Below are 24,807 nucleotides of genomic sequence, written 5' to 3' on the forward strand. Positions count from 1 at the left end.
CGGCTCGTGGAAATTACCAGCGGTAGGTGAGGGTGGCGGAGTAGAAGCCGCCGAGCGGGTTGACCGGGCTGTCCTGCACGTAGGCGACCGAGGAGAATGGCCAGCGTGAGGTCGCGTTCTTCGGCACCTGCGCGGGCTTGGTGTCGAACAGGTTATTGACGTTGATGCGCAGGTCCAGCTTCTCGGTGAACTCGTAGCCGGCCTCGAGATCGGCGATGAAGATCTTGCCGACGTCGACCAACTCGATCGTGTTCGGCCCGGTCGGATGGGTGAGCGTGTAGGAGCGGTTGATCTTGCCGTAGTAGGTGCCCCGCAGGCCCGCCGAGAACGGACCCGACTTCCAGTTCAGCGAGCCGATGCCCTTCAGGCGCGGCGCGCGGTAGAGGATCTGCGCCTGGGTGGCGGTGGAGATCAGCACGATGTTGAACCGTTGCAGGACCGCAGGGGTATCGGCGATGTCGAGGAACTTGGTCTTGTTGTAGTTGCCGGCCAGGCTCCAGCCGATCTCGCCGGCACCAAGGTCGAACTTGCCGTCGAGCACCACGTCGACACCGCGCGTGCGGGTGGTGCCGGCGTTGATGAGATACGAGATGCTGTCGTCGGGGCCGAACCGGGGAGAGGCCCCGCGCACCAGGACGCCCGACCCGGGATGGGTGGACTCCCGGAACGCGCCGATCTGCGAGATGCGGTCCTTGACCTTGACCTGATAGACATCGACCGAAAGGTTCACGTTGGCCACTGGCTGGGCCACGAATCCCAGGCTGAAGTTCGTCGAGCGTTCCGGTTTCAGCTGCTGCGCGCCCAGCGCCTGGGCTTCGGGCGAACTGACCGAGAGGATGTGATTGGTCTGGTTCACGGTAACGCCGGTCTGGCGGAAGGTAAGTGCGGCGAGCGCGGGCGCTTGGAAACCCGTGCTCGCGGTGCCGCGCACGGCGAGGCCCGGCACGAACTCGTACCGACCGGACACGCGGCCGGTGAGGACGTCGCCAGCGCGTTGGTAGCGTTCGTACCGGGCGGCGAGGTCTAGCGTGACGCCTTCGCTCGGGCGCAGGGAAAGCCCGGCGTAGAGCGCGTAGGAATTGCGATCATCACTTGCCGCGTCCTCGGGGCGCACGCCGGTATCGGCCTGCGATCCGGAGTCCGACAGCGATATCGGCTTGCCTGCGTTCGGGCCGTCGAGGATCGGCTGGCCGCCGTAGCCCCACGACTGTTCCTCGCCGGCGGTGCGGCGGTAGGTCTCGCGGCGGAACTCGGCGCCCAGCGACCAGTCGGTGCCGAAGCCGAACAGGCCTTCCTCGGTGCTCTTGCGCAGATCCAGGTTGGTGTTCCACGAGGAGTAGCGATAATTGCCGAGGAAGAAGTCGGTCTTGCTGTTCAGGCCATAGCTCGGGCTGATGGAGTCGTAGACGCAAGTGTCGATGTCGTCTTGGCCGTAGCCGTTCGAGAGATCCCAGTTCCAGCCGCCGCCGATCTCGCCGCGCAGGCCGAGCAGCGCGGAAAAGTTGTTCTCGACGATGCCGCTGTACGGGGTGAAGCCGTCGGGCCAGATCGCGCGCACGTTCTGGTCGCGCGAGGCGAAGCGGAAGTGCTGCGGCGAGCGGCCTTTGCGGTGCGTGTAGTCGCCAAAGCCGTAGAGTTCGATCGCGTCGCCCAGCGGGACGCCCAGATCGGCGGTGAAGGAGGCGACCTGTGCGCGGGGCACGCCGCCTGCAGCGCCGAAGATCTTGCGGCGGTCGGTCGTCGTCTCGCGCGGATCGGGCGTGGCGCCCGCGGGAAGGCTGGGCGCGGTCGAGGGATTGCCGCCGGGAAGGATCTGCTGGCCCGCGGCGTTGCGCGGGAAGTAGAACAGGATATTGTCGGGCACGTCGCCATCGCCGAACAGCGCCTTCTGGTCGATATACTGGCCCGAGACGTAGAGGTGCCCGCCGTCGCCGACGCCGACGCCGGCACCCGCGTTGTATTGCTGCACCCAGCCGCCGCCCTGGTAGTATTGCCCGACACGCGCGCTGACTTCGCCGCCCTCGGACGACTTGCGGGTGATGACGTTGATGACGCCCGCGATCGCATCCGAACCGTAGATCGCCGATGCGCCGTCTCGCAGGACTTCGACCCGGTCGATGGTGCCCAGCGGAATGAGGCCGAGGTCGACTGCCGCGACACCCACGTCGTTGACCCCGAGGCGTGCGGTGACATGGCGGCGCTTGCCGTTGATGAGGACCAGCGTGTGGCCGCTGCTGAGGCCGCGAAGCTGCCCCGCCCGGATGAAAGTGTTGATGCCGTAACTTGGCATGTTGGGTACGTTGAAGGACGGCAAGGTGTCGTTCAGTGCCTGCAGGAGGCTGGCCTGGTTCGCTTGCTGCAATGTCTCCGCCGGCAGCACGTCGATCGGTGCAGGGCTATTCTGGACGGTGCGGCCGGCGCTGCGAGCGCCGGTGACGACGATGTTGTTCGCGGCATCAGCCTCTCCCGGGTCAGCCACCGTGGCGTCGTCCGCCCACGCGAGCGCCGGTGTGAGAAAGGCGATGGCCGCCACCCCCAGTGCTAGACTTTTCTTGAAGTGCATGTGCCGATTGCTCCGAAACCGCTGGTTTTTCTGTGCTGGCGGTTCGCGCAGTGGAGATACGAAGTTCACTCCACTGCGCGGTTTGCCCCCGCAGTCACGGACGTTGCAAGGTACGGGCCAAATCGGAGCGGGGTATGAATATCCCAGGGTATTCTGGAATTTCGCGCGGGTTCAAGAGTAGGCGGGAGGAGTTACTGCGCCCTATTCAACATTATAAAATGAATAATGGTGCGATATGTGCAGATCGAATTTTTCGATGTTGAATTGGAAAGGCGGCACGTACCTCGTGCACACCGTATATAGATGGATTTATGGAAACAATTCGGAAATGAATGCTGCAGTGTGCAGGTCAGCCCTTGAGTCTCGATTCGTGGTTCAGCCTGCGGCGACCGTCACAGTCTGTGCCCCCGCACCTTGGGGCAGTGCGCCGCTCTGGCGTTCGTAGGCTTCATAGAGCCGGGCATAAGCGCCGCCGAGATCGGTAAGCTCGATGTGGCTGCCCAGTTCGATGACCTGCCCGTCGCGGACCACGGCGATGCGATCGGCATCGCGGATGGTGGCAAGGCGATGGGCGATGACGATCGCGGTGCGGCCTTCGCACAGGCGGCGCAGCGCGCGCTGGATCATCCGCTCGGTATGGACATCGACCGCCGAGGTCGCCTCGTCGAGTACCAGCACGGCTGGGTCGGTCAGGTAGGCGCGCGCCAGGCAGACGAGCTGGCGCTGGCCGTGGCTCAGGTTCGCGCCCAGCGGGCCGACCTGCGTATGATAGCCATGCGCCAGCCGCCGCAGAACCTCATCGGCGTCGAGCGCGCGCGCGGCCTCGATCAGTTCCTCGTCGTCCGCTTCGGGCCGGGCCTGGCGCAGGTTGTCGAGCACGGTGCCGCTGAACAGCACGTTGTCCTGCAGCACGACGCCCACCTGTCGGCGCAGGTCGGACTGGCGCATGTGCTTCACGTCGATCCCGTCGATCAGCACTGCCCCGGTCTGCGCCTCGTAGAAGCGCGTCAGGAGCTGCACGAGCGTGCTCTTGCCATGCCCCGTGGCGCCGACCACGGCCACGACTTCACCCGCATGGATGTGCAGCGAAAGGTCGTGGAGGACCTGAGGCAGTACGCCTGGCGCATAGGAGAAGCCGACCGAGCGGAACTCCACGTCGCCGCGCAGGGCGTAGACAGGAACGGGTTCCTCAATGTCGTTGATCTCGGGCCGGGTGTCGAGCAGCAGGAACACTCGCTGCGCCGAGGCCGAGCCGGAGGCGTAGCGTTCGAACAGGTCGTTGAGGTCCTGCAGCGGACCGAGGAACAGCATGACGTAGAACAGGCTCTGCGCCAGCTGGCCTAGCGTGATCTCGCCCTGGAGCAGCCCATAGCTGCCGACCAGCAGGATCATCGCCATGCCCGCCGCGTTGAGCAAGCCGCTGAGCGGGGCGAACCAGCCCGAGCGCATGTTGCCTCGCACGAGGGCGCTGTCGAAGTCGGTGAGCAGTTCGCGGTAGCGGCGCTTGTTGGGCTCCTCGCGCACGAGCTGCTGGATCATGCGCACACCGGAGACGGTCTCGACTAGGTGAGAGGTGAAGCGGCTGCGGTTTTCGGCGACGACGGCCCAGCTCTTCTGCGACACGCGCTTGAACAGCCAGGTGCCGACGATGAGGAACGGCACCACGCTCGCCAGCGCCATCAGCAGCAGCGGCGACATGATCCACAGCATCAGCGCCGCCCCGCCGAAGCGCAGTATCGCCGAGAGCATTTCGGGCGGCCCCTGCACCAGCAGGGCTTCCAGCGCATCGACGTCGCGGTCGGCGCGGGAAAGGATACGGCCCGCCTTGGTCCGGTCGAAGTAACCGACGCTGAGCGCCTGGATGTGTTCGAAGATGCGGATGCGCAGATCGTTCAGCACCCGCAGCGCGGCGGCTCCGGCGAGATAGCTGGAGATACCGGCGAAGACGAAGCGGGCGAGCCAGGTGATCGCGAGCCCGACGCTCAGCCAGGCGAGCAGGCGCTCGTCCAGTGTCCAGCCGTTCGCGCCCTTGACTAGCCCATGGTCGAGAAGTTGCCCGACGAACCACGGCCGCGCGAAGACGACGCAGACGAGTAGTGTCTCCAATGCGAAGACGGCGGCCACATGTCGGCGGACGGGGCGGAGCAGAGGGACCAGCCGCCCGAACATGCCGCGATCCAGCGCATGTCGCGCCAGCATTTCCTCGATTTCGATGTCGCTGAGGACGCGCTTGTTGTCAGGCGGCGGCACGGTCATCGATCCCCAATAGGTCGCGGTAGAGCGGGTCGGACAGGAGGTCCTCGTGGGCGCCGCTGGCGACGATGCGGCCACCCGCCAGCACCACCGTGCGGTCCGCGAGAAGCACGGACGAAAGCTTGCTGGTGACTAGCAGCACCGTCATGCGGCCACCGTGTCCTCCCCGCAGCCCCCTTATGTTGTGCAGCACGGTGCGCTCGGTGACGGCGTCGAGCGCGCTGGTGGCGTCGTCGAGCACGAGCACGTCGGGCGCGGCGATCAGGGCGCGTGCCAGGCACAGGCGCTGGCGCTGGCCGCCCGAGAGCGTGACGCCGCGGTCGCCGATGCGGGTATCGAGGCCCTCCGGCAACCGTGCGAGCAGTTCCTCGGCGCCGGCCAGGCGCAGGGCCTCGACCAGAGCGTCGTCGTCGGCATCGGGCGCGGCGGCGCGCAGGTTGGCGGCGAGGGTGTCGGAGAAGAGGAAGATGTCCTGCGGCACGGCATGGACCCGGCGGCGCAGGTCGGCGAGGTGCAGGTCGCGCACGTCCAGCCAGCCCAGCGTCTCGGAGCCGACCGACACCGCCCCACCGTTCACGTCGGCGAGACGCGGCAGCAGCGAGGCGAGCGAGCTCTTGCCCGAGCCGGTCGAGCCGACCAGCGCAACGATCTGGCCGGGCTCCACGGTCAGGCCGCAATCGTCGAGCACGGCCGTTTCACCGCCGGGCGCCAGCAGGCGCACTGCATCCAGACGAAAGCCGAGCGGGCCATCGGGCAGGGTCCGGGCGCCGCCGACGAGGGCGGGCTCCTCGTCGAGCAGGTCCCAGATTCGCGCGGCGGAGGCGCGGGCGTCGGCGAAGATGCGCATGACGCGGCCCACTGTCTCAACCCTGAACACCAGCGTCGTCGCGATCAGCAGGGCGGAGACGAGTTCGCCCACGCCGAGCACGCCCGCGACCACGAGGTGCGCGCCATAGGCCATGATCCAGACATGGCCGAGCGCGACCACCGCCTGCGGGATCGGAATGCGCGAACTGCACCAGGCGAGGGCGTGGCGGGACTGGTCGAGGAAGAAATGGACGTGGCCGCGGAACTTGCGGATGCGGCCCTGCTCGAGGCGAAACGACTTGATGACGCGCACCCCCCCGATGCCCTCCGACAGGTCCTGGTTCACCTGGTCGTAGGCATCGCTGACGTTGCGGTCGAGCACGACGAGCGTGTCGGTCTGCCGCACGAAGATCCAGAAACCGATCAGCGTCAGGACGAACGGCACCGCACCGAGCGCCCAGTCGTACCAGAACAGCAGCCCCATCGCGGCCGCGACGACGAGCGCGGTCTCCACGGTCTGGCGCCAGAAGGCGACGAGGGCGTCGCGTAGCTTGTCGGCGTCGCGGGTGGTGCGGGTGATCATCTCGCCCATGCCGTGTTCCCAGTGGTAGCCCAGGTGCAGCGTCTGGACTTGCACGAGGATCTTCTCGCGCAGGTTCGAAAGCAGCGACTGGCTGGCCCGGATGCTGCACATGCCCGAGATGTATTGCAGCACCCCGCGTCCTGCAGCAAGGCCGATCAGCAGCGCCGCCCAGTGCCAAGCGACGGAGAGGTCGATGGTGCCGTCCGGCAGGCGTGTCGCCGCCTTGCCGGAGTTCACCGCATCGAGCGCTCGCCCGATCAGCCACTGCTGCAACGCGAGGCTGAGATGGACCACCGTGAACAGCGCCAAGGTCGCGCTGAACAGCACCGGGATCATCCGGTACAGCGCCAGGCTGCGCAGCAGGGGATAGTCGGCAAGCGGAGATCGCACCCGCCGGGGCAGGGGGGTATCTGTCGGCTCCGCGTTGTGCGCGGTCGCTGGATGGGTCTGTGTCATGGGTCCCGGATCAGTTCCCGCTTGATGCGACAGGGCGGCGTACGGCGCCGGCGGAGTATTCGTGCGGAGGCGTGCCGTTCAGGTAGAAGTCGCCGACGTGGTGCAGGCGCCAGCGGATCGGATCGTGCGTCGTATGGACGCGCGCGTCTGCCCAGAAGCGGTCGAGGTTGAACTTGCGATACGACGCGCTCGCGCCCAGCAGGGAGAACATGTCGCTGGAGATGAGCAGCGCGGCCTCGTCGGTCTTGGTGCGCGCGGCGGCGACCGAAAGGATCAGTTCGTCATCGAGTTCGGTAGGGCGGCCCCTGGCGTTGTACGCGTCATAGAGTTCGGCGGCATCGCGCAGCAGCGATTCCGCCACGCGCAGGGCGACCGCGTAGTCGCCGATGCGCTTGATGATGAGCGGTTCCTGCACGGCGCGCTCGACTTCGGCGTCTACCCAGACGTTTGAATGCGTGTTGAGATAGTGGATCGCCGCCTCGAATGCGCCGCGCGCGATGCCGGCGTCGATCGCCGCGTGGTTGATCTGCGCCCAGGTCAGGCCGGTCCGTTCCGGCTTTCCAGGAGCGCCGGTGCCCGGCAGCGTGACCTGCCCGTCGTCGAGGACGAGGTCCACGAAATGCACGCCGCCGCTTACGGAATGGCGCTGGCCGAACGAATGCCAGTCGTCGTCGAGGACTAGCCCGGGGGTGTCGCGGTGGACGATGAAGCCGATCTGGCCTGCGTCTGTCTTCGCGCCCGAGAAGATCCATTCGGCCAGGTAGCTGCCGGTGGCGTAGAACTTGGCGCCGTTGACCACCCATTGCCCTTGGGCGTTGCGGGCGGCGCGGGTCCGAGTGTCGAACTTGTGTTTTCCGCCGACTTCTGCCGCCGCGTGGCCGAGCCGCTTGCCCGCGGCGACGTCGGCGATAATGCGATTGCGCAGGGCGTCGGCCGGACGGCGCAGCAGGCCGCGCAGCATCATGTTGTGGATCTGCACTAGCTGGCCGACGCCGCCGTCCGCCGCCGAGATGATCCGCGTGATCTCGACGATGGTGGCGACGGACGCGTCTAGCCCGCCATTCGCGACCGATAGGGCAACGGCGGTGACGCCGGAGCGCTCGAGAATCGCGGCCTGCTTGTGGGGGATGCGATCGCGCTCTGCGGGATCGGCGGATATGGCGGAGATCAGCGCGGCGGCGCCATGCGCCGCGGCGATGGCGTCGACCTCACTGGCGAGGCGTGAAGGCACTGGCCCGTCACGGTCGAGAAGGTCGGTTGCAGGTTGCGCGCTCATGATGGCGAAGTCTCCCGGGCGGGCGAATTTGTGGCGATGTCGATTTCCTGCTGGCGCAGCCTGGCCGCGCGCCCGTACTCGTCGGGCGGGACGCCGTTCAGATAGTAGTTGCCGACATGGTAGATGCGCCAGCGGATCGGGTCGTGCGTTGTGTGGACCCGCGCGTCGGCCCAGAAGCGTTGCAGGTTCCACTTGTCGAGCGTCGAGTTCGCCCCGGTCAGCGAGAACAGGTCGCTGCCGATGAAGACCGAGGCATCGTCCGACTGAGCGCGGGCGGTAGCGGTGGCGAGGATCAGTTCGTCCTCCAGCGCACGGTTGCCGGGATCGGCCTTGAACCGGTCGAAAGTGCGGGCTGCGTAGCGCAGCGCCGATTCCGCCGCGCGCACCGCGACGGCGTACTTGCCGATGCGCTTGATCGTGTACTGTTCGTCGGCAGCGTGATCGACGCCCGCCTCCGGCCAGGCGCGCATGTTGTCGCGAATATAGGCCGCCGCCGCGTCGAGGGCGCCGCGCGCGATGCCCGTGTCGATCGCCGCATGGAGGATCTGCGGCCAGGTGAGGCCGGTGCGCGGCATGAAGTCGGGCGAGCCTCCGGCGCCTTTCGCCTGGGGCGCGAAGCGAGGGTCGACGGCGATATTGTCGAAGTTGACGCTGCCGCTCACGGAATGCTGCTGGCCATAGGAGGCCCAGTCGTCCTCAAGGGTTAAGCCGGGAGTATCGCGGTGGAGCAGTACGCCGACCGGGCCATCGTCACTGGTCGCTGAGATCGAAATCCATTCGGCGAGGTAGCACCCCGTAGCGAAGGTCTTGCGGCCGTTGAGCCGCCATACGCCGTCCTCGTCGAGGGTTAGCCGGGTGCCGCCGCCCTTGCCCTTGCCTTTGCCCTCGGCGAGGGCATTGCCGAAGCGCTTGCCGGCGAAGATGTCGGCGATGAGGCGGGCGCGAAACGCGTCGTCCGGCCGCGAGAAGACGCCGCGGATCATCACGTTGTGGATCTGCAGCAGTTGGCCGACGCCGCCGTCCGCCGCCGAGATGATGCGCACGGTCTCTACCACCGTTTCGATCGAAGCGCCGATGCCGCCGAATTCGCGCGGCACGTAGATGCTGGTGACACCGGATGCCGAGAGGATTTCGGCGGCCTCGTGAGGCACGCTGTCGTTGAGCGCGGCGTCCCGGGCGAGGATCGCGATGCGGCTGGCGGCTTCATGCGCGGCGGCGATGGCTTCCGCCTCGCTGGCGAGACGGGGCGGGGTGGTTGTGCTGGTCATTCCAGATGCCCCGATCAGGCCGACTGGAGCACGGGAGATGCGGCCTTCACGGCGGCCTCCTCGCGGCGGCGCACTTCCTCGCGCACGGCGGGGATGATCCAGCGACCATAGTCGACGGCATCGTACAGCGGCTCGTAGCCCCGGTTGAGGAAGGTGGTGACGCCGATGTCGTAGTAGTCGAGCAGCGCCTCGACGATCTGCTCCGGCGTGCCAACGAGCGAAGTCGAATCGTGGGTGGCGCCGACGGCGGTCGCGGTGCCGAACCACAGGCACTTGTCGTGGCGCTCACCGCGTTCTGCAGCGGCGAGCAGGCGCTTGGTGCCGGTGCCCTGCACACCGTGGAACAGCGGATTTGGAGCGGCATTGCGGCGGTTGCTGGCGAGTTGTTCGGTAATCGAGTGGGCGCGTTCCCACGCCTGCGCCTCGGTCTTGCCGACGATGAGACGGACCGAGAGGCTGACGCGCGGGGTAGGCTTGCCGATGGCGGCGGCAGCGGCGTGGAGCTTGGCAATCTGCTCCTTCACATCCGAAATCGGTTCGGCCCAGAGCGCGTAGAGGTCACAGTGCCGCGCGGCGACATGGTATGCCGCGTCCGACGATCCTCCGAACGAAACGGGCGGATGCGGCTGCTGGAATGGCTTGACGGGCGAGAAGACGTTCCTGAGCTGGTAGTACTTGCCCTCGTGGTCGAACGGCGCGTCCGATGTCCATGCGCGGATCAGCACGTCGAGGTATTCGCTGGTGCGGGCGTAGCGTTCGTCCTTGTCGGTGACGAAATCGCCGTGGCCGGGCTCGGCGGTGATGCCGGTGATGGCGTGGACGCGGATACGCCCCTTGGTGACATGGTCGAGCGCGGCGAGCGACTTGGCGCCCTGCAGCGGGGTCAGCGGGCCGGGCCGGAAGGGGATCATGAAGCCCAGATTCTCGGTCACGGAGGCGGCGAAGCCGGTAGCGACGATGGATTCGCCCCCGCCCAGCATCAGCACACGGTCGAAGTCGGCGTTCTCGTGCGCACGGGCGAGGTCGCGCAGGAATTCGAGGTCGAGGTTCTGGCCGCCGCCCTGCGGACCTTGGAACTGATTGCGCCCGGCAAGCGCTCCGACGAATTCGACTGGCATGGACGTCCCCTGCTTGGGCGCGTGGCGCGCATTTGCAGTCCTCCTATCAAGAGCCGTGCCAGTTCCCGCAACCCGCGGGCGCCGGCGATCGCGAGCACCTGCGAGGGTCAAATTGCAGCAGCGGCGGGAAGCGCAATGTTCAAAAACGAACAGCGACTTGGCGAAGTCGGGGGCTATCCCGCGCCGTGATAATCTGGTTCGAGAGAGGACCGCGGCAGCAACGGAGCCCTGAGCGATGATCCGTGAAATCCTGAAGATGGGTAATCCGCTCCTTCTGCGTGTGGCAAGGGCCGTGGAAGATCCGCTCGACCCCGGTTTGCGCCCCATCATCGCCGACATGTACGACACGATGCACGGTGCGAACGGCGTCGGTCTCGCGGCCCCGCAGATCGGTGTAGACCTGCGACTGATGATCTTCGGCTTCGAGGCCAACCCGCGCTACCCGGACGAAGCGCCCGTTCCGGTCACCACGCTAATCAACCCCTGGTTGGAGGTTCTTTCCGAGGATGTCGAAAACGGTTGGGAAGGGTGCCTGTCGGTGCCGGGAATGCGCGGTCTCGTTCCCCGCTTCACGCATATACGGTATGGCGGCACGCTGGAGGATGGCGCCGCGCTCATCCGGGAAGCGCGGAGCTTCCATGCCCGCGTTTTCCAGCACGAGTTCGATCACCTTGACGGTGTGCTCTATCCGCACCGGATCACGGACATGACCCAGTTCGGCTTCATCGATGCCTTGTTTCCGGACAGTTCGCTTGCCGCGTTGGAAGCCGACTGACCCTTCTGGGCGATGCGACAAGCGCGGCTAGGCGAAGCGCCGGGAATGATGGCGCTCGAAGTCGCGATGGACGAGCTTGCCGAGAAACTGGGGATGGAGCCCGTCGAACTGCTGGTCCTGAACGACGCGCAGGTCGTGCCGGAAGTCGCCGACCGCGGCTCCGCGTCAGGAGGCTGACGGTAACTGCCTCCGGCAGCTTCACGCAGGCCGCATGGATACCTGCCGTTGCCGAAGCGGCACCCGCCTGGCTGCCGCCGCCAAACGCATGCTATCACGATGGACAAATATTCGGACAGGTTGCCGCTCCTGGCCTGAACCTTCCGGCGCCACCGGAGAAAACCACGGCCCGCCGACATTTGCGGGCGGGCCGTGGTTGTCTTCAGTCCTGCGGCGGGCCGGCAAGATATTCCGCGTCCGTCACCTTCTCCATCCAGTTCACGGCGCTGCCGTCGAGCGCTTCCTGCACCGCGATATGGGTCATCGCGGTCGTCGGCGTGGCGCCATGCCAGTGCTTGTGGCCGGGCGGGCACCAGATCACGTCACCGGCGCGGATCTCGACGATCGGTTCGCCTTCGCACTGCGTCCAGCCACAGCCTGCGGTGACGATGAGGGTCTGGCCCAGCGGATGGGTATGCCAAGCCGAGCGGGCACCGGGCTCGAAGGTGACGGCAGCGCAGGAATGGCGCGCCGGCGCGGGAGGCGCGTTGAGCGGATCAAGTCGGACAGTGCCGGTGAAATATTCGTTGGGCGCGACCTGCGACGGCTGGGAGCCTGCACGCTTGAGCATCATGATGTGTTCCTTTTCCTGTAGCAATAAATGGGGAGGGACGAAGCGCCCATCACTTTCCGAGCCACTCCTTGACCTGGTTGAGCGTGCGCCGCTCCTGGTCGGCCTCAAGGACGAAGGGTTCCTCAATCCTGGCGCCCGGCGCATGGCTGCGGAGGATAGCCATGCTGTTGCCGGGGCCATATCCGCCATGGGTGATGAAGGGCTGCAGGGTCTTCCCGCTCCAGTCGTGTGCTTTCAGGAATGAGCGGATCACCGGCGGCGTGGTCTCGCCCCATATCGGAAACCCAAGGTAGACCGTTTCGAAGGACGCGAAGCCGCGCACGCGGCCCTCCAACGGCGGCTCGTAACCGCGATCGCGTTCCTGCCGGGCCTTGTTCGACCGTTTCCTCGTAGTCTTCCGGATAGGCGCGGACGGGGCGGATCTGGAATAGTTCCGTCCGCAGCAAGCGATGCATGGTGCCCGCGATGACTTGCGTATTGCCGGAGCGGGTGAATAACGCCACGAGCGTACTCGATACCGAGCCGATCTTGTCCCCCTGCTCACTGGCGCAGGCAGCGGTAGACCCCGAGTGCGACAAGGCGATGGGGGTGGCCAGAACGGCACGCCGGGAAAGGTCGGAATGGCTGTCCATAGTGGGCTCCTTCGGTTCGAGGCAGGAAAGTCGGTGCCGCGGTCTATCTCAAGCTGATGCCGCCGCCGGCTTGGCGGAGGTCCGGCTGACTGGCATGACGATTGTCAGTGTCACCACCAGAAGCGCGAGCATCAGCATCATAGTGCCGGCCTCCAACGCCGTGGTGATCCGGTGGGCGGTAAGGGCGCCGCCCGTCAGGCTGCCGGCGCTGATCGATGCGACGGCGACGAGAATGCTGAGGCCTACCGAGCTGCCGAGTTGATGGGCCACGTTGACCGCCCCCGAAGCCGCGCCAGCGTCCCTGTCGGTCACGCTTGCCACGCCGGCTGATGTCAGCGGGCTGAGCGTCAAGCCCTGGCTGACGCCGATCAGCAGCATCGGGAATGCGACCGAGACCCAGTAACCCGAATGAACCGATACCCGGCTCAGCCATGCCATTCCCACTATGCCCGCTATCATGCCCACGACGAGCAGGAGTTTGGGGCTGTAGCGCTTGACCAGGCGCGGTACGGCGATGGCCGAAGGAACGTGCAGGATGGTGGCGGGAATGAAGGCGAGCCCGGTCCAGGCCGGGCTATAGCCGACAACCTCTTGCAGATAGAGCGTGGTGAAGAAGAAAAATCCCACCATCGCACCGAGATAAAGGACGCGCGCAGCGTAGGCTCCGGACCGGACCCGGTTCGCGAACAGATGGAGGGGCAGGATGGGCTGGCGCACCCGCGCCTCGATCGCGACGAATGCCACGAGCAGGACGATTGCCGTACCCAGCGTCGCCAGGGTCAGCGGGTCTGCCCAGCCGGTGTGCGCGGATCGGATGAAGCCATAGACAAGACCGCCCATGCCCAGCGTCGAGGTGATCGCACCGGGAATGTCGAAGCTGCCGGCGTGGCGGGGCGTCTCGGCGATGAAGCGGCGCGTCGCCCAGATGAGGCCGATGCCGACAGGCAGGTTGATGTAGAAACCCGCCCGCCAGGAAACCCATTCCGCCAGCACGCCGCCGAGCACCAGACCCACCGTTGCGGACGCCCCTGCGGCTGCAGCATAATACGATACCGCGCGCGTCCGGGCATGGCCTTCGGCAAAATTGGTTTGCAGCAAGGAGAGGCTTGAGGGGGCGAGGATCGCGGCGCCTACGCCCTGTATGCCGCGCCAGACCAGCATCCATGTAGCCGTGGGGGAAGCACCGATGGCCAGCGAAGCGAGCGTGAAGATCGTTATCCCGGCGATGAACATCCGGCGACGACCTAGAACGTCCCCGGCCCGCGCACCCAGCAGCAGGAATCCTCCGAACGTCAGCGTGTAGGCGCTCTGGACCCAGGCGAGGTTGGTTTCGGAGAACCCCAGTTGCTGGTGGATCCGGGGAAGGCCCGTCAGCACGACGGAGATGTCGAGCACGATCATGACGTAGCTGACGAGAATAATCGCCAGGATCGTGTTGGAATGGGCGCCGGGCCGGTCGGCCACATCAGGCGATCTGCTATTCAAAACCATCGTATTTGCCTTGGTATTGACGGTCGGCCAGCTTAGAGCTTGCGAGTTCCCAGCCACTTCACCATCGCCGGGTCGCGGTGGTCGAAGAAGGCGCTGGCCTTTTCGTCGAGCGTCGCGATTTTCGTGACATCGTCCAGATCCAGCTCGAAATCGAAGATCGCAAAATTCTCCGCCATGCGTTCCTTGCGGACCGATTTAGGAATGGAGACGATGCCGCGCTGGTTCAGCCAGCGCAGCACGACTTGCGCCGTGCTCTTGCCGTGCTTCTGGCCGATCGACTGCAGGAGCTCGTTGGTGAATAACCCGTTCTTGCCCTCGGCAAACGGGCCCCACGCTTCGGGCTGGACCTTGTATTCCTCGAGGATCTCCTGCGCATCGCCCTGCTGGTGGAAGGGATGGATCTCGATCTGGTTGACGGCGGGCGCGACCTCGTTGTGGAGCACGAAATCAATGAGGCGGTCGGGATAGAAGTTGCTGACACCGATCGCACGGATGCGGCCCTCGCGGTGGAGTTCCTCCATGGCGCGCCAGGCGCCGTAAACGTCGCCATATGGCTGGTGGATCAGCCAGAGGTCGAGATATTCGACCTGGAGCTTGTTGAGCGACCTCTCGAAGGCGGCCTTGGCGCCGTCATAGCTCGCGTCCTCGATCCACAGCTTGGTGGTAACGAACAGTTCCCTCCGGTCGATCCCGTGGTTGCGGATCGCGGTGCCGACGGCTTCCTCGTTGCCATAGGAAGTCGCGGTGTCGAGCAGGCGATAGCCCACGTCGATCGCATCGCGCACGCTGCGCTCACACTCTCCCGGATTGGGCACCTGGAACACGCCGAAGCCGAGGCTGGGCATCTCGACGCCATTGTTCAGCGTCACAGTGGGTATGGTGGAGGTCATGTTCGGTTGCCCTTTCGAAGCGCTCAACGGTCTACGAACTGCTGGCGCGATGCGGTGTAGCGATCGCCTTGAACTTCGACGGTGGCGAGGGTCTGTTCAATGCGGCTCATGTCATGCAGGGTTAAGCTCGGCACCGGCGTCGATCAGGTCCTTCACGGTGCCGGCAACGTATTCCATCGGGACGTTCGGATCGACGCGGTGCCGGTAGAACAGGTCCATGCGGCCGGTGCGTAGCTTCTGAACATCCTCGTCGGCGACCTGCCGGATGCGTTCAGGTCGGCTGTACAGACCCTGCGCCGGCACGCCGTTCACGAAGCCGAACTTGGTCGCGATGACGACCTCGTCGCGCACCGGCTCGAGCGCTTCGCCGACGACTTCCTCGTTGATGCCGGGACCATGGGCTTCCGCCGTGTCGAAAGCGGTGACGCCGCGCTCATGCGCGGTACGGATGAACCGGACTGCGTCCGTGCGATCGGTCGCAGGGCCGTAACCGAAGCTCAGCCCCATGCAGCCAAGACCGAGCGCCGATACTTCGAGGCCACTGCGGCCGAGCATACGTGTCTGCATGATAGATCCTGACGTTGGGCGCGGCGGCAAGCCACGCCTTTCCAGGAAATCTATCTAGGCATCTGCTCTAATGGCGATTAGACGGATAATGCAACTAGACCTTATGACACTGCGTCATGAAACCAACGGAGGCGGGATTCCATGCAGCGCACGGACATGGGCGGCCTTGCGATGTTCATCGCGGTTGCCGAGGAGCGCAGCTTTACAAAGGCGGCCACGAAGCTGGGCATCTCGCAGTCTGCGCTCAGTCACTCGATCCGGCGGCTCGAACAGCGGCTCGATCTGCGCCTGTTGACCCGTACTACCCGTAGCGTCAGTCTTACCGAGGCCGGTGAGCGCTTGATGGAAACGGTCGCGCCCGCCTTCGAGAAAATTGACGCCAAGATCGTCACTTTGACCGAACTCAGAACGAGGCCGGCGGGGACCGTTCGGATATCGACGTCCGAGCATGCTGCCCGGACGCTTTTGTGGCCGGCAGTCGACCGCATCACGAGAGAGCACCCGGACGTGAAGGTCGAACTGAACATACAATCCGGGCTGACCGACATCGTTGCCGAGCGCTACGACGCCGGAGTGCGCCTGGGCGAGCGGCTCGATCAGGACATGGTGGCGGTCCGGATCGGGCCGAGGCTTCGGATGGCAACGGTCGGATCGCCCGATTACTTCGGAGAGCGCGGTATTCCGGCCGCACCCGCAGACCTGACGCATCACGCCTGCATCAACCTGCGCATGGCCGGTGGCAGTATCTATCAATGGGAGTACGAGAAGGACGGCCGGGAATTGAAGGTGAAGGCCGATGGTCAGCTCGTTCTAAATGACGTCGATCTGATCCTCAAGGCGGTCCTGGCCGGGCATGGCATTGCCCACCTGGTCGAGGATCGTGTCGCGCCGCTACTCGAGGATGGCTCACTCGTCCGGGTTCTGGAAGACTGGTGCGACCCCTTCGACGGTTATTACCTCTATTACCCAAGCCGCCGCCAGCCTTCCGCAGCCTTCAGCCTGCTCCTCGGTGCGCTGCGGTATCGTGAGTGATCGCTACTGATCACGTAACTTAGGGTCACGATGGATAGGGCGATCCAAAGCAGCGGCATCTGGCTCTTACCGTCACACGGTCGTTTGCTGTCTGGGACGTTCAGGCACGAAGATAGCCAGATCAGCGCTCGAAGGTTGCCACTGGGATGATACCTGCTGCCTTAGACACCGCAAAGCTATCCTCGAGCATTTGGAAGCGGGCAATGAGGCCATCGGCTAATGTCAGGATAATCGCGAACTGACAGTCGATCACCTTATCCGTTGCCTTGATGCGCGTCTTGAGGGCACCAATGATCGCCGCCCGGGTGTCGCTGGTGACGATGTCCTCGACTTCGAAAGCAATCGACTCGGTGCGCAATCGGATCTCACGGATGAAATCGGCGAGTGCGGCCCGGCCCACCCTATGTCCGATCCATGGCAAAACGCCGGCATCGCCCTGAATTTCGAACCGTAGATCGGTGGCGCACAGCGCTGCGATGTCTTCAGGCGATCGGCCGCTGCCTATTCCTTCGAGGAGCCTCTGCGCGATGGCAATATTCTGCTGCTGGCTCATTCTGGCCTCCATGATGCCGATACGTTACGCATCGCGTGTGTCGACAAAGGTGTAGAGTGCGCTGATCCGGCCGCCGCTGACGATGGCGACGTCAAGGCCGGTGGTCCTCTGCGGATCGTCAGGCGGCCCGAAAGCCCAGGCGAGGCGGCCATACTCCTCATGCGTATCCGCCTCGCCCAGCGCCGTGAACGCATGGTCGGGAAACTGTGCGTGCAGGGCCGATACCGCTTCATCCAGCGCCGCATGGCCGACATGGCGGCCGTGCGGATCAGAAAACTGCGCCTCAGGCACGAACAGCGTTGCGATCACCGCCCTTCGGCGGAGCGGATCACGCTCGCCGAAGACGTCATGGAGGTTGCGCATAAGTAGGCTTGCGGTTGTCGTGGACATGTCCGTTCTCCTCTTCCGGTTCAGATCTGAGCCTGACCGCCATCGACGAACAGTTCGATGCCGTTGATGTAGGAGGCATCTTCGGAGGCAAGGAACAGCACCGCCTTGGCGATCTCCTCGGGCTGGCCGATGCGGCCGGCGGGAATTTGGCCGACAAGATAGTCCTTGATGCCTTGGGCATCTTCGCCGCCGCCAAACAGGTCGTTGAGACCGGCGGTCTCCGTTAGGCCGGGGCTGACGGCGTTCACCCGGATGTGGCGGTCCTTCAGGTCGAGGATCCAGCTGCGCGCAAAATTGCGTACTGCCGCCTTTGTCGCTGAATAGACGCTAAAGGCGCCGGTACCCTTGATGCTGGTTGTCGACGCAGTGAGGATGATGGATCCGCCGTCGCGCAGCAACGGTAGCGCCTTCTGCACGGTGAAGAGTACACCCTTCACATTGCTGTCGAACGTGTCCTGATAATGCTCTTCGGTGATCGCGCCGAGAGGAGCGAGTTCGCCGCCGCCGGCATTGGCGAACACGACATCGATCTGTGCATGCTTCTGCTGCACGGCGTCATAGAGCCTGTCGATGTCGGCAAGCACTGCCATATCGCCCCGTACGCCGGTGATCCGTCCACCGATCTGCTTCACCGCCGTATCGAGCGCTTCCTGCCTGCGCCCGGTGATGAAGACCGATGCGCCTGCTTCCGCGAAAGCCCTGGCCGTGGCGAGGCCGATGCCGCTGGTGCCTCCGGTTACCACCACAACCTTGTTTTCGAACTTGCTCGTCATCGCCTGTCTCCTTCGCGTTTCCGGCAAAGTGCCGGTGCCCCAAGTAGATGCAGCGAGAACGATGATGCGTGTAGTGAGCAAATATGCCACTTAGCGTTCCATTGGAGGAACGATGCGGATCGACCTGAACGATTATGCCTATTTTGCCGAGGTGGTGACGCATGGCGGCTTCGCGGCGGCGGGGCGCGCATTGCGGGAGCCGAAGTCAAAACTCAGCCGGCGTATCGCCGGCCTCGAAGAGCGGCTTGGGCTACGCCTGATCGAGCGATCAAGCCGACGCTTTCGCGTGACGGACACCGGGCAGGCCTTTTACGAGCGATGCAGGGCAATCCTCGCAGAGGCTGAACAGGCCGAGGCGCTGGTCGTCCAGGCACAAGGCGAGCCGCAGGGGCGCATACGTTTCAGTTGCCCGACCGGCATGCTCCAGCCGATCTCGGGACTGATTTCCTCCTTTCTCGCACGATATCCCAGGGTGCGCCTCCAACTCGTGGCGACAGATCGTGCGGTCGATCTGATCGAGGACAGGATCGACCTGGCACTCCGCGTCCGCAGCAGCCTCACCAGCGACGCGGCGCTGACGATGCGTTCCCTCGGGAAGTCGACGCGCATCCTCGTGGCCTGCCCCCAGCTCGCCAGCACCGTGGCGAGCATCGACCAACTGGTGACATATCCCATTCTGGCCACCAACGATGCTGCGGACGATCTGGAATGGACCCTCGAGACGGCGGATGGCCACAAGCAGGTCGTGCGTGTCGAGCCAAGGCTGGGCTGCGAAGACATGGCAGCGGTACGCGATGCCGCCATCGACGGTCTGGGGATCGCTATCCTGCCCGATCATGTCTGCCGCGATGCGATAGCCACGGGGCGCCTCGTTCGGGTATTGCCGGCCTGGCACGGGCTCCAGGGAATCGTGCATCTAGTCTTCACGACGCGGCGCGGGCTGCCTCCAGCGGTCCGCGCGCTTATCGATCATCTGGCAGAAGGCTTTTCGCGTGATGGTTTGGGGGTGCGAACTTGAGCCGACCGAGCGCGGGTTACGTCTGGTCCCCGTCATAGTTGAACCAAAGGGCCAACGGCGTTGAAAGAAAGCGCGGTCAGCTTGCTGCCGAGCCGGGCCCGGGTGACGTGGCCGTTGTAGCGGATGTGGTAGTCCGACCCGTTGTGGTTCCAGCTGCGCTTTGCGTAGAAATTGCCATCGGCGTCGACGAATGCCGCGTAGGTTCAGGTCGTAGTTGGTCAGGTGCACTGTCAGCTTGGTATCTGGGGCCAGCCCGGCATCGCTCACGAATGTACGGCTGCTGGCCCTGTCGCGATAGCTGTCCAACAGGGCTGCGCCTCGCTGCGTCCAGCGGCCCCGTAGCGGTTTAGGGTACTCCGGGTCCACCCTAATACCACGTCAAAAGCCTGCATCCCCCGAACCGGGTCATACGCATTGCGCCCCCGGCGAGCGTGCTCGTCCGGGGGCGCTGGCCCGCCGCGCAGTCGGTGGGGATGGAAACGCGGCGGAACAGGTTAACGGGTCACTGGTCGGTGCCGCCGCTGACGCCGAGGCTCACGGAGCCGCTCGCTCCGCTCCGGGACGCGGAACCGCTGGTCGATCCGGCAGCCGCAGCGCTGTGCTTGCCGGCCTGAGCCGTGGCCGAGCCATTACCGGATCCGGTTGCAGACATGTCCGAAGCGCTGCTCGCGGTGTCACGAATGGTGCTGTTGGCGCCCCGGGCCTTATCGGTCGCGGCGGACCGGGCGGCGCTGGCCGCGCCGGTTGTCGAACCCACGGCCTGTGAAGCTGTGCCCGCGGTATCGACGGGAATCCCAGGCTTGCCCCCTAGGCTCCCCGACCCGGAGCCCGAGGCGGAGCCATCGGCACCCGAGCCGGTTAGCGAGCCCATGGCGGAGCCCGAACCCATGGCACCGCCGGTCACCGAACCCAGCGAACCCGGGGCATTGTCTGCCGCCGAACGGGCCGAGCCCACGAGACCACCCGTTTGTGAACGTGCGTTTTCGGCCGCACCCGTTGTCGCCGAAGTGTCGGGTGCTGCGACGGACGGCGTCCTGACGGACTTGCTGGCCCTACCGCTCCTGCTACCGTTGGCACGCGACGAGACATTGCGGCCTGCGCGCGATGCGCCGATGGCGCCGGAGCCGGTCACGGTGCCGTCCATGGTACTTCCGACACCGCCGAGAGTACCGCCGATCGAACCACCGAGGCCGCCGCCCAGTCCGCCACCGCCGCCGCCCAGCAGTTGCGCATTTGCAGCGTCGGGCATGACGAACAAAGCGAGTGCGGCGCCGAAGGTGGTGAGCGCGGTCCCGAGAGTGAGCGTGTTCATGATTATGCTCCTTCCTTTGTGATCGTCCCGAGGGTGCCTCGGGGGTGTCTGAAGGGAGGAACGGGTGGCCTTCGGGCTTTCATCCGTGAGGATGTGAAGTTTTTTAGACTTTTTTCTCAAAGGCCCGATCGGCAGATGTTGCACAGGACCCCGCGCCCGGTCCGGCTTGAAGGCTTGAGCGCCTCTGCATCCGCGGCTTTGAGCGCTTCCGCGCTGGTCGTCGACACGGCACGGCGGGCGGCGATGCGCGAGGCGGCGAGGGGGGCGGCATAGGAGGTACCGCGCAAGGTCACGCGGCCTCGCCCCGGCAGCAGTGCGGACATGTCCGCTCCGGGGGCGGCATAGTCGAGGTGGGTTGCGCGGCCGGCCTCGATGAGCACGCGGCCCGCACCGTCGATGCCCGTGACCGCGACCACGCCGGGATAGGACGCAGGATAGGCGGGCGGCGCTGCGGCGCCGTCGTTGCCGACCGCCGCGACAATGACCACGCCCTTGGCCTGCGCCGCCGCGACCGCCCGCGCCAGCAGCGGGTTGGACGGCCCGACGAGGCTGATCGAGACGACGGGCACACCTTGTCCCAGCATCCAGCCTATGGCTTTGGCGATGGCCAGCGCGTTGCCTCCTGCCGGATCGCTGCCGTAGACGTCAGCGCCGTAGATATTCTCCGTTCCCGCGCCCGTCAGCAGCGAGGCGATGGCGCTGGCATGGTCGCTGGGCTTGCTTCCCGCCGCAAAGCTGCGCTGCGAGACCACCCGCTTCGATCCTGCGATCGCGCCGTCGATGACGCCGACCGTGCCACCGCGCGGCAGTACGCCGGACTTCGCAGTCCCTTTCGCGGCGGACCTGGTACTGCCTGATGGGAAATGGAGCTGGTCGGCAGTTACCTCGCGCCCCGGCAAGGCCTCGCGCAGCGTCTCTATCGCGCGGGCGAGGGGAGCGCCGGGCGGCACCGCAAGCCGGGCGTAACCTACGTCGAGCGCCTCCAGCGTGCCCTGCTCGATCACCACGAAGCCCCGCCTTCGCGCAAGTTCGAGCGCGGCAGGATCGGGGTCGAGGAGCAGAGCTTCGCCGCATACTGCGGGCTGGCGGTATTCATCCCATTCCACGCGCCCGTCATTGTCGGACACGAAGCGAGCCAGCCGCTGCGCTCGTTCGCGCGCCAGCCGGCGGACATCGCCGACCACCTCGCCCAGCGGTGCGAGCGTGGGCGCGGCGACGTCGCGGACGGCATCGCCCACGCGGCCCACCGTTCCCAGAGGATCGATGGGTAGTCCCCCTCCCAGCTGCGCCCGCACCGGCGATGCCAGCAATGCCGCCGTCAGTGCCAGGCAGGTAATCGCGCGTCGTTCCATCACTTTGTCCATCATCGAAAAATTCAGCACTCGAGGATGAAACGTAGCTGTCCATCCGTTTCATCCGCAGGCAAGACATTTCGATGAGCACCAACCCCTTCTGCGAAGAGCTGACAGCCCTGCTGCCGCGCCTGCGGCGGTTCGCGCGCGGCCTGACGCATGACGTGGCCGATGCCGACGACTTGTGCCAGCAGACCGTCGAGCGTGCGCTGAGGTCCCGCCAGCAGTGGCAGGAAGGCACGCGGCTCGACGCATGGGTGTACAGGATCATGCGCAACCAGTGGATCGATGAAGTGCGGGCAAGGACAAGGCGATCGCAAACATTCACCCACGAGGAAGAGGGGGTGGACGTCGGCATGGCCGGGCACCGGGACGCCGAGAACCAGGTCGAACTGGGCAATGTCGGCCGCGCGCTCGCGCGTCTCCCGGACGACCAGCGCGAGGCGGTGGTGCTCGTGCTGGTCGAGGGCTTTGCCTACAAGGAGGCGGCGGAAATCATCGGCGTGCCGCAGGGCACGTTAACCTCGCGGCTCGGGCGCGGCCGCGAGGCATTGCTGCGCGAACTGGGAGAACAGGCATGAGCATTACCGACGCAGAACTCATGGCTTTCGTTGATGGCGAGCTGTCTGGCGCCGATGCCGAGCGGGTTTCGGCTGCCGTTTCCGCCGATCCGGGGCTGACGGCGCGGATCGAGGACGAGCGGCGTCTGCGCACGATGTTGGGCGACCATCTCGCGCCCATCGCAGCCGAACCCGTGCCCGAAAACCTGACCTTGATGATCGCAGCCGCCGCCGCTGAGGAAACGGAACAGGACATGACCGACGCGCCTGCCGGTGATCCCATACGGGAGCAACCGGCGCGGGTTCTCAATTTCGCTACGGCGCGCGCCCAACGGCAGGCCGACGCCAGGGCTGCGAAGACTGTGCGTGCGGCTTTGTCCGGCAACGCTCGTCGCTATTGGGGCACGAGCGCGGCGATCGCGGCTTCGCTGGTGCTGGGCCTGGTCTTGGGATCGCAGTTCGCCGACCGCGGCGGCGTGATCGAGCGGGACGGCGCTCTGGTCGCCTCGGGCGCGTTGGCGAAGGGCCTGGACACGCAGCTTGCCTCGGCTGGCACCGACGCGATGCCCCTGCGCATGCTGGCGAGTTTCCGGCGAAGTGGCGGCGATTTCTGCCGTGTGTTCGACGGCGGCAGAACCTCTGGCATCGCCTGCAAGCACGAGGGCCGCTGGACGGTCGAGCGCACCGTCGCAGGTGCCTCGGTCATAGCTGGAGAATATCGCCAAGCCGGCTCCGCACAAGGCGAACTTATGGCAGCCGCCCAAGGGATGGCGGAAGGCGAACCGCTTGATGCGGCGCAGGAGCAAGCCGCGCAGACAAAAGGATGGCGCGGTAATTGATGCGAACTCGGCCGGACGCTACAGTGGTTTTGTTCAAGACGGCTGGCCTGTAATCAAATTTCCAAGGCGAGGCCTTCCAAAGGTGGGGCCTGTCCGCCATCAACTTCAGCAAATGTCATTTGGTGCAGCCCCTGATTTGTCCGCGATCTGGCGATCCGCAAGGAGCGAAGCGTCTATGAGACTACGGCCAGTCTGCGCGGCGGCCTGGGCTGTCATCGTCACCGCTACGCCGTCCGGCCCATCGAGTATGACGAGACCGTCTTCGGCACTGGCGACCCCAGCATCGTAGCGAACCTGGGCTGGGTTGGATGCTGTGCTCATAGAACGATCTCGTGTTCAGGAGGGAAAAGAGAGTGTTTTGTCTATGTACAGGTAGGCCGGATCGAACTGGCCCCGCGACGCCAACCGTTCCGGATCGGGAATCTCGACCAGAGAGGAGCGGAATACGCATAAGCCTTCTTCGCGCAGCTGACGAAGGACCCGGTTGACGTGAATGTTGGTGAGGCCGCAAATCTCGGCCAGGTCGGTCTGGGTGAGCCCCAGGGCGAACCGGCGGCCATCACTCAAACCGGCGGATAACAGGCGAGCGTTCGTTTCACACAGGAAATGGGCCACCCTTCCCACGGCGTCCAGCCTTCCCAGACGAAAGAGCCAAGCTCTGTGGATCGCCGCATCGATGAGCGTCGAGAACCACAGTTTCCGGCCCAACTGAGGGCGGTCGGCGAGAATGGCGTCCAGCGCAGAGTGCGGGACGATCGCCACCGTGGAGGCGGTCATGGTTGCTACGTCATGGTCCAGATTTTTCAGCGGATAGGCGTGAAGATCGACAAAATCGCCTGGCACGTGGATGGCGACCAGTTGCCGTAGACCTTTGCGATCGTCGATGTAGCGCGACATGATCCCTTCGATCAGTAAGGTGCTGTGATCCAGTGCCCTGCCGGCGCGCACCACGATCTTGCGCGGATCGATGGTCTGCACTTCCGAAATCGAGGCTTCCAGCAGAGCGCGTTCGTCCAATGAGAGACTGACGCCGCGCTTGTATTGCAGGAAGCGGTCGGTGAACACGGACAGGTCCTTCGATTGGGCACGGATTTGCCCTTGGTCCCGCCGTAACCCCTCGCACCAGATCGCGTTGCAAAGCACGCCGGGGAAACGTGCTGATGCAGGTTAATTTACGGCAACGCCGCGAAACTGAACGGCCGGGGCCCCTGTTACGGTCACGATACTCCGCTTCCGATGTCGTTTGCATGCCCTCGACGGGGCTGGCCAAACGCGATGTTTCATGCCTGATCCAAAGGAATGCCTCATGGCCAAAACGCCAACACGCTCACCTGCAGGAGCGTCGGACAATCTGGCGCCGCCGAAGACGCTGGCCGACATCGCCGGCGAATCCCCCATCAAGGCGGACCCCATCCCGAAGGATGCGGAAATCTCGCTTGCCTTTGCCGAGCCGCAGGGCAGTGGAGGCGAAACCCACCAGACAGCAGGCGGGGACGTCGAAACATTGAC

At 65.3% G+C, this 24,807-nt stretch carries 23 protein-coding genes and 1 pseudogene; 7 read left to right on the top strand and 17 right to left on the bottom strand.

The window, feature by feature from the left end:
* Window positions 1-13 precede the first annotated feature (13 nt).
* The 6 genes from PMI02_RS11630 to PMI02_RS11655 form a co-directional block, all read right to left on the bottom strand.
* On the bottom strand, window positions 14-2,563 hold the full coding sequence (locus tag PMI02_RS11630) for a TonB-dependent siderophore receptor (RefSeq protein ID WP_007682784.1): 2,550 nt from the start codon (window positions 2,561-2,563) through the stop codon (window positions 14-16).
* A 375-nt stretch (window positions 2,564-2,938) separates the two neighbouring features.
* Complete coding sequence (locus PMI02_RS11635; RefSeq protein WP_007682786.1) at window positions 2,939-4,819, bottom strand: ABC transporter ATP-binding protein; 1,881 nt, start codon at window positions 4,817-4,819, stop codon at window positions 2,939-2,941.
* Entirely contained in the window at window positions 4,800-6,662 is a 1,863-nt protein-coding gene (locus PMI02_RS11640; protein ID WP_007682788.1) for an ABC transporter ATP-binding protein, read from the bottom strand. Before PMI02_RS11640 ends, PMI02_RS11635 begins: the two co-directional genes overlap by 20 nt.
* 10 nt (window positions 6,663-6,672) lie before the next feature.
* Window positions 6,673-7,938 carry an acyl-CoA dehydrogenase family protein gene (locus PMI02_RS11645; protein WP_007682790.1) on the bottom strand — a complete coding sequence of 422 codons (1,266 nt, stop codon included), beginning with the start codon at window positions 7,936-7,938 and terminating at the stop codon, window positions 6,673-6,675.
* Entirely contained in the window at window positions 7,935-9,206 is a 1,272-nt protein-coding gene (locus PMI02_RS11650; RefSeq protein WP_007682792.1) for an acyl-CoA dehydrogenase family protein, read from the bottom strand. The genes PMI02_RS11645 and PMI02_RS11650 overlap by 4 nt, the downstream gene beginning before the upstream one ends.
* Before the next feature lie 14 nt (window positions 9,207-9,220).
* Entirely contained in the window at window positions 9,221-10,324 is a 1,104-nt protein-coding gene (locus tag PMI02_RS11655) for an LLM class flavin-dependent oxidoreductase (protein ID WP_007682793.1), read from the bottom strand.
* A 235-nt stretch (window positions 10,325-10,559) separates the two neighbouring features.
* Between PMI02_RS11655 and def the strand changes: the two genes are divergently transcribed.
* Both def and PMI02_RS27065 read left to right on the top strand, forming a co-directional pair.
* The gene (gene def, locus PMI02_RS11660) at window positions 10,560-11,099 is read left to right on the top strand and encodes a peptide deformylase (protein WP_007682794.1); all 540 of its coding nucleotides are present in this window, start codon (window positions 10,560-10,562) and stop codon (window positions 11,097-11,099) included.
* A 12-nt stretch (window positions 11,100-11,111) separates the two neighbouring features.
* Entirely contained in the window at window positions 11,112-11,276 is a 165-nt protein-coding gene (locus PMI02_RS27065) for a molybdopterin-dependent oxidoreductase (protein ID WP_157222484.1), read from the top strand.
* Window positions 11,277-11,478: 202 nt separating this feature from the next.
* Here PMI02_RS27065 and PMI02_RS11665 read toward each other — a convergent pair whose 3' ends face one another.
* The 5 genes and pseudogenes from PMI02_RS11665 to PMI02_RS11685 form a co-directional block, all read right to left on the bottom strand.
* A complete protein-coding gene (locus PMI02_RS11665; protein ID WP_007682796.1) occupies window positions 11,479-11,889 on the bottom strand; it encodes a cupin domain-containing protein in 411 nt (136 codons plus the stop codon).
* A 49-nt stretch (window positions 11,890-11,938) separates the two neighbouring features.
* Window positions 11,939-12,493 carry a flavodoxin gene (locus PMI02_RS11670; RefSeq protein ID WP_369751226.1) on the bottom strand — a complete coding sequence of 185 codons (555 nt, stop codon included), beginning with the start codon at window positions 12,491-12,493 and terminating at the stop codon, window positions 11,939-11,941.
* A 76-nt stretch (window positions 12,494-12,569) separates the two neighbouring features.
* On the bottom strand, window positions 12,570-13,985 hold the full coding sequence (locus PMI02_RS11675; RefSeq protein WP_238539060.1) for an MFS transporter: 1,416 nt from the start codon (window positions 13,983-13,985) through the stop codon (window positions 12,570-12,572).
* A gap of 59 nt (window positions 13,986-14,044) precedes the next feature.
* Window positions 14,045-14,902 carry an aldo/keto reductase gene (locus PMI02_RS11680; RefSeq protein WP_007682799.1) on the bottom strand — a complete coding sequence of 286 codons (858 nt, stop codon included), beginning with the start codon at window positions 14,900-14,902 and terminating at the stop codon, window positions 14,045-14,047.
* A 132-nt stretch (window positions 14,903-15,034) separates the two neighbouring features.
* Window positions 15,035-15,469, bottom strand: a pseudogene (locus PMI02_RS11685) (aldo/keto reductase); the annotation flags it as partial.
* A 141-nt stretch (window positions 15,470-15,610) separates the two neighbouring features.
* On the opposite strand from PMI02_RS11685, the gene PMI02_RS11690 reads away from it, so the two are divergent.
* Window positions 15,611-16,501, top strand: a complete 891-nt coding sequence (locus PMI02_RS11690; protein ID WP_007682801.1) for a LysR family transcriptional regulator — start codon at window positions 15,611-15,613, stop codon at window positions 16,499-16,501.
* 121 nt (window positions 16,502-16,622) lie between these two features.
* On the opposite strand, the gene PMI02_RS11695 is transcribed toward PMI02_RS11690, so the two are convergent.
* From PMI02_RS11695 to PMI02_RS11705, 3 genes are read right to left on the bottom strand one after another with little or no spacing between them, the layout of a single operon-like run.
* A complete protein-coding gene (locus PMI02_RS11695) occupies window positions 16,623-17,054 on the bottom strand; it encodes a nuclear transport factor 2 family protein (RefSeq protein ID WP_007682802.1) in 432 nt (143 codons plus the stop codon).
* Between the two features lie 24 nt (window positions 17,055-17,078).
* Window positions 17,079-17,444, bottom strand: coding sequence for a nuclear transport factor 2 family protein (locus PMI02_RS11700; protein WP_007682803.1), 366 nt, complete (start codon window positions 17,442-17,444; stop codon window positions 17,079-17,081).
* A gap of 20 nt (window positions 17,445-17,464) precedes the next feature.
* Window positions 17,465-18,217, bottom strand: a complete 753-nt coding sequence (locus PMI02_RS11705; protein WP_007682805.1) for an SDR family NAD(P)-dependent oxidoreductase — start codon at window positions 18,215-18,217, stop codon at window positions 17,465-17,467.
* A 112-nt stretch (window positions 18,218-18,329) separates the two neighbouring features.
* Here PMI02_RS11705 and PMI02_RS11710 point away from each other — a divergent pair, with 112 nt between their 5' ends.
* Window positions 18,330-19,235, top strand: coding sequence for a LysR family transcriptional regulator (locus tag PMI02_RS11710; RefSeq protein WP_007682806.1), 906 nt, complete (start codon window positions 18,330-18,332; stop codon window positions 19,233-19,235).
* A 502-nt stretch (window positions 19,236-19,737) separates the two neighbouring features.
* On the opposite strand, the gene PMI02_RS26735 is transcribed toward PMI02_RS11710, so the two are convergent.
* Window positions 19,738-20,547 carry a hypothetical protein gene (locus PMI02_RS26735; RefSeq protein WP_007682807.1) on the bottom strand — a complete coding sequence of 270 codons (810 nt, stop codon included), beginning with the start codon at window positions 20,545-20,547 and terminating at the stop codon, window positions 19,738-19,740.
* Window positions 20,548-20,663: 116 nt separating this feature from the next.
* A complete protein-coding gene (locus tag PMI02_RS11720; RefSeq protein WP_007682810.1) occupies window positions 20,664-21,899 on the bottom strand; it encodes a S8 family serine peptidase in 1,236 nt (411 codons plus the stop codon).
* Window positions 21,900-21,982: 83 nt separating this feature from the next.
* Between PMI02_RS11720 and PMI02_RS11725 the strand changes: the two genes are divergently transcribed.
* Together PMI02_RS11725 and PMI02_RS11730 are read left to right on the top strand one after the other, a co-directional pair.
* On the top strand, window positions 21,983-22,480 hold the full coding sequence (locus tag PMI02_RS11725) for an RNA polymerase sigma factor (RefSeq protein ID WP_007682812.1): 498 nt from the start codon (window positions 21,983-21,985) through the stop codon (window positions 22,478-22,480).
* Window positions 22,477-23,298 (top strand): anti-sigma factor, encoded by an 822-nt coding sequence (locus tag PMI02_RS11730; RefSeq protein WP_007682814.1) that lies wholly within the window; start codon window positions 22,477-22,479, stop codon window positions 23,296-23,298. The genes PMI02_RS11725 and PMI02_RS11730 overlap by 4 nt, the downstream gene beginning before the upstream one ends.
* Before the next feature lie 336 nt (window positions 23,299-23,634).
* Here PMI02_RS11730 and PMI02_RS11740 read toward each other — a convergent pair whose 3' ends face one another.
* A complete protein-coding gene (locus tag PMI02_RS11740; protein ID WP_007682816.1) occupies window positions 23,635-24,363 on the bottom strand; it encodes a Crp/Fnr family transcriptional regulator in 729 nt (242 codons plus the stop codon).
* Window positions 24,364-24,604: 241 nt separating this feature from the next.
* Between PMI02_RS11740 and PMI02_RS11745 the strand changes: the two genes are divergently transcribed.
* A partial coding sequence (locus PMI02_RS11745) for a hypothetical protein (protein WP_007682818.1) occupies window positions 24,605-24,807 on the top strand: 203 nt, incomplete at its 3' end.

The sequence above is a fragment of the Novosphingobium sp. AP12 genome, from assembly GCF_000281975.1.
Lineage (GTDB): Bacteria > Pseudomonadota > Alphaproteobacteria > Sphingomonadales > Sphingomonadaceae > Novosphingobium.

Coding starts and splice junctions, on each gene's coding strand:
- PMI02_RS11630 (WP_007682784.1), bottom strand. CDS start 2,563: ATGCACTTCAAGAAAAGTCTAGCACTGGGGGTGGCGGCCATCGCCTTT.
- PMI02_RS11635 (WP_007682786.1), bottom strand. CDS start 4,819: ATGACCGTGCCGCCGCCTGACAACAAGCGCGTCCTCAGCGACATCGAA.
- PMI02_RS11640 (WP_007682788.1), bottom strand. CDS start 6,662: ATGACACAGACCCATCCAGCGACCGCGCACAACGCGGAGCCGACAGAT.
- PMI02_RS11645 (WP_007682790.1), bottom strand. CDS start 7,938: ATGAGCGCGCAACCTGCAACCGACCTTCTCGACCGTGACGGGCCAGTG.
- PMI02_RS11650 (WP_007682792.1), bottom strand. CDS start 9,206: ATGACCAGCACAACCACCCCGCCCCGTCTCGCCAGCGAGGCGGAAGCC.
- PMI02_RS11655 (WP_007682793.1), bottom strand. CDS start 10,324: ATGCCAGTCGAATTCGTCGGAGCGCTTGCCGGGCGCAATCAGTTCCAA.
- def (WP_007682794.1), top strand. CDS start 10,560: ATGATCCGTGAAATCCTGAAGATGGGTAATCCGCTCCTTCTGCGTGTG.
- PMI02_RS27065 (WP_157222484.1), top strand. CDS start 11,112: ATGCGACAAGCGCGGCTAGGCGAAGCGCCGGGAATGATGGCGCTCGAA.
- PMI02_RS11665 (WP_007682796.1), bottom strand. CDS start 11,889: ATGATGCTCAAGCGTGCAGGCTCCCAGCCGTCGCAGGTCGCGCCCAAC.
- PMI02_RS11680 (WP_007682799.1), bottom strand. CDS start 14,902: ATGACCTCCACCATACCCACTGTGACGCTGAACAATGGCGTCGAGATG.
- PMI02_RS11690 (WP_007682801.1), top strand. CDS start 15,611: ATGCAGCGCACGGACATGGGCGGCCTTGCGATGTTCATCGCGGTTGCC.
- PMI02_RS11695 (WP_007682802.1), bottom strand. CDS start 17,054: ATGAGCCAGCAGCAGAATATTGCCATCGCGCAGAGGCTCCTCGAAGGA.
- PMI02_RS11700 (WP_007682803.1), bottom strand. CDS start 17,444: ATGTCCACGACAACCGCAAGCCTACTTATGCGCAACCTCCATGACGTC.
- PMI02_RS11705 (WP_007682805.1), bottom strand. CDS start 18,217: ATGACGAGCAAGTTCGAAAACAAGGTTGTGGTGGTAACCGGAGGCACC.
- PMI02_RS11710 (WP_007682806.1), top strand. CDS start 18,330: ATGCGGATCGACCTGAACGATTATGCCTATTTTGCCGAGGTGGTGACG.
- PMI02_RS26735 (WP_007682807.1), bottom strand. CDS start 20,547: ATGAACACGCTCACTCTCGGGACCGCGCTCACCACCTTCGGCGCCGCA.
- PMI02_RS11720 (WP_007682810.1), bottom strand. CDS start 21,899: ATGGAACGACGCGCGATTACCTGCCTGGCACTGACGGCGGCATTGCTG.
- PMI02_RS11725 (WP_007682812.1), top strand. CDS start 21,983: ATGAGCACCAACCCCTTCTGCGAAGAGCTGACAGCCCTGCTGCCGCGC.
- PMI02_RS11730 (WP_007682814.1), top strand. CDS start 22,477: ATGAGCATTACCGACGCAGAACTCATGGCTTTCGTTGATGGCGAGCTG.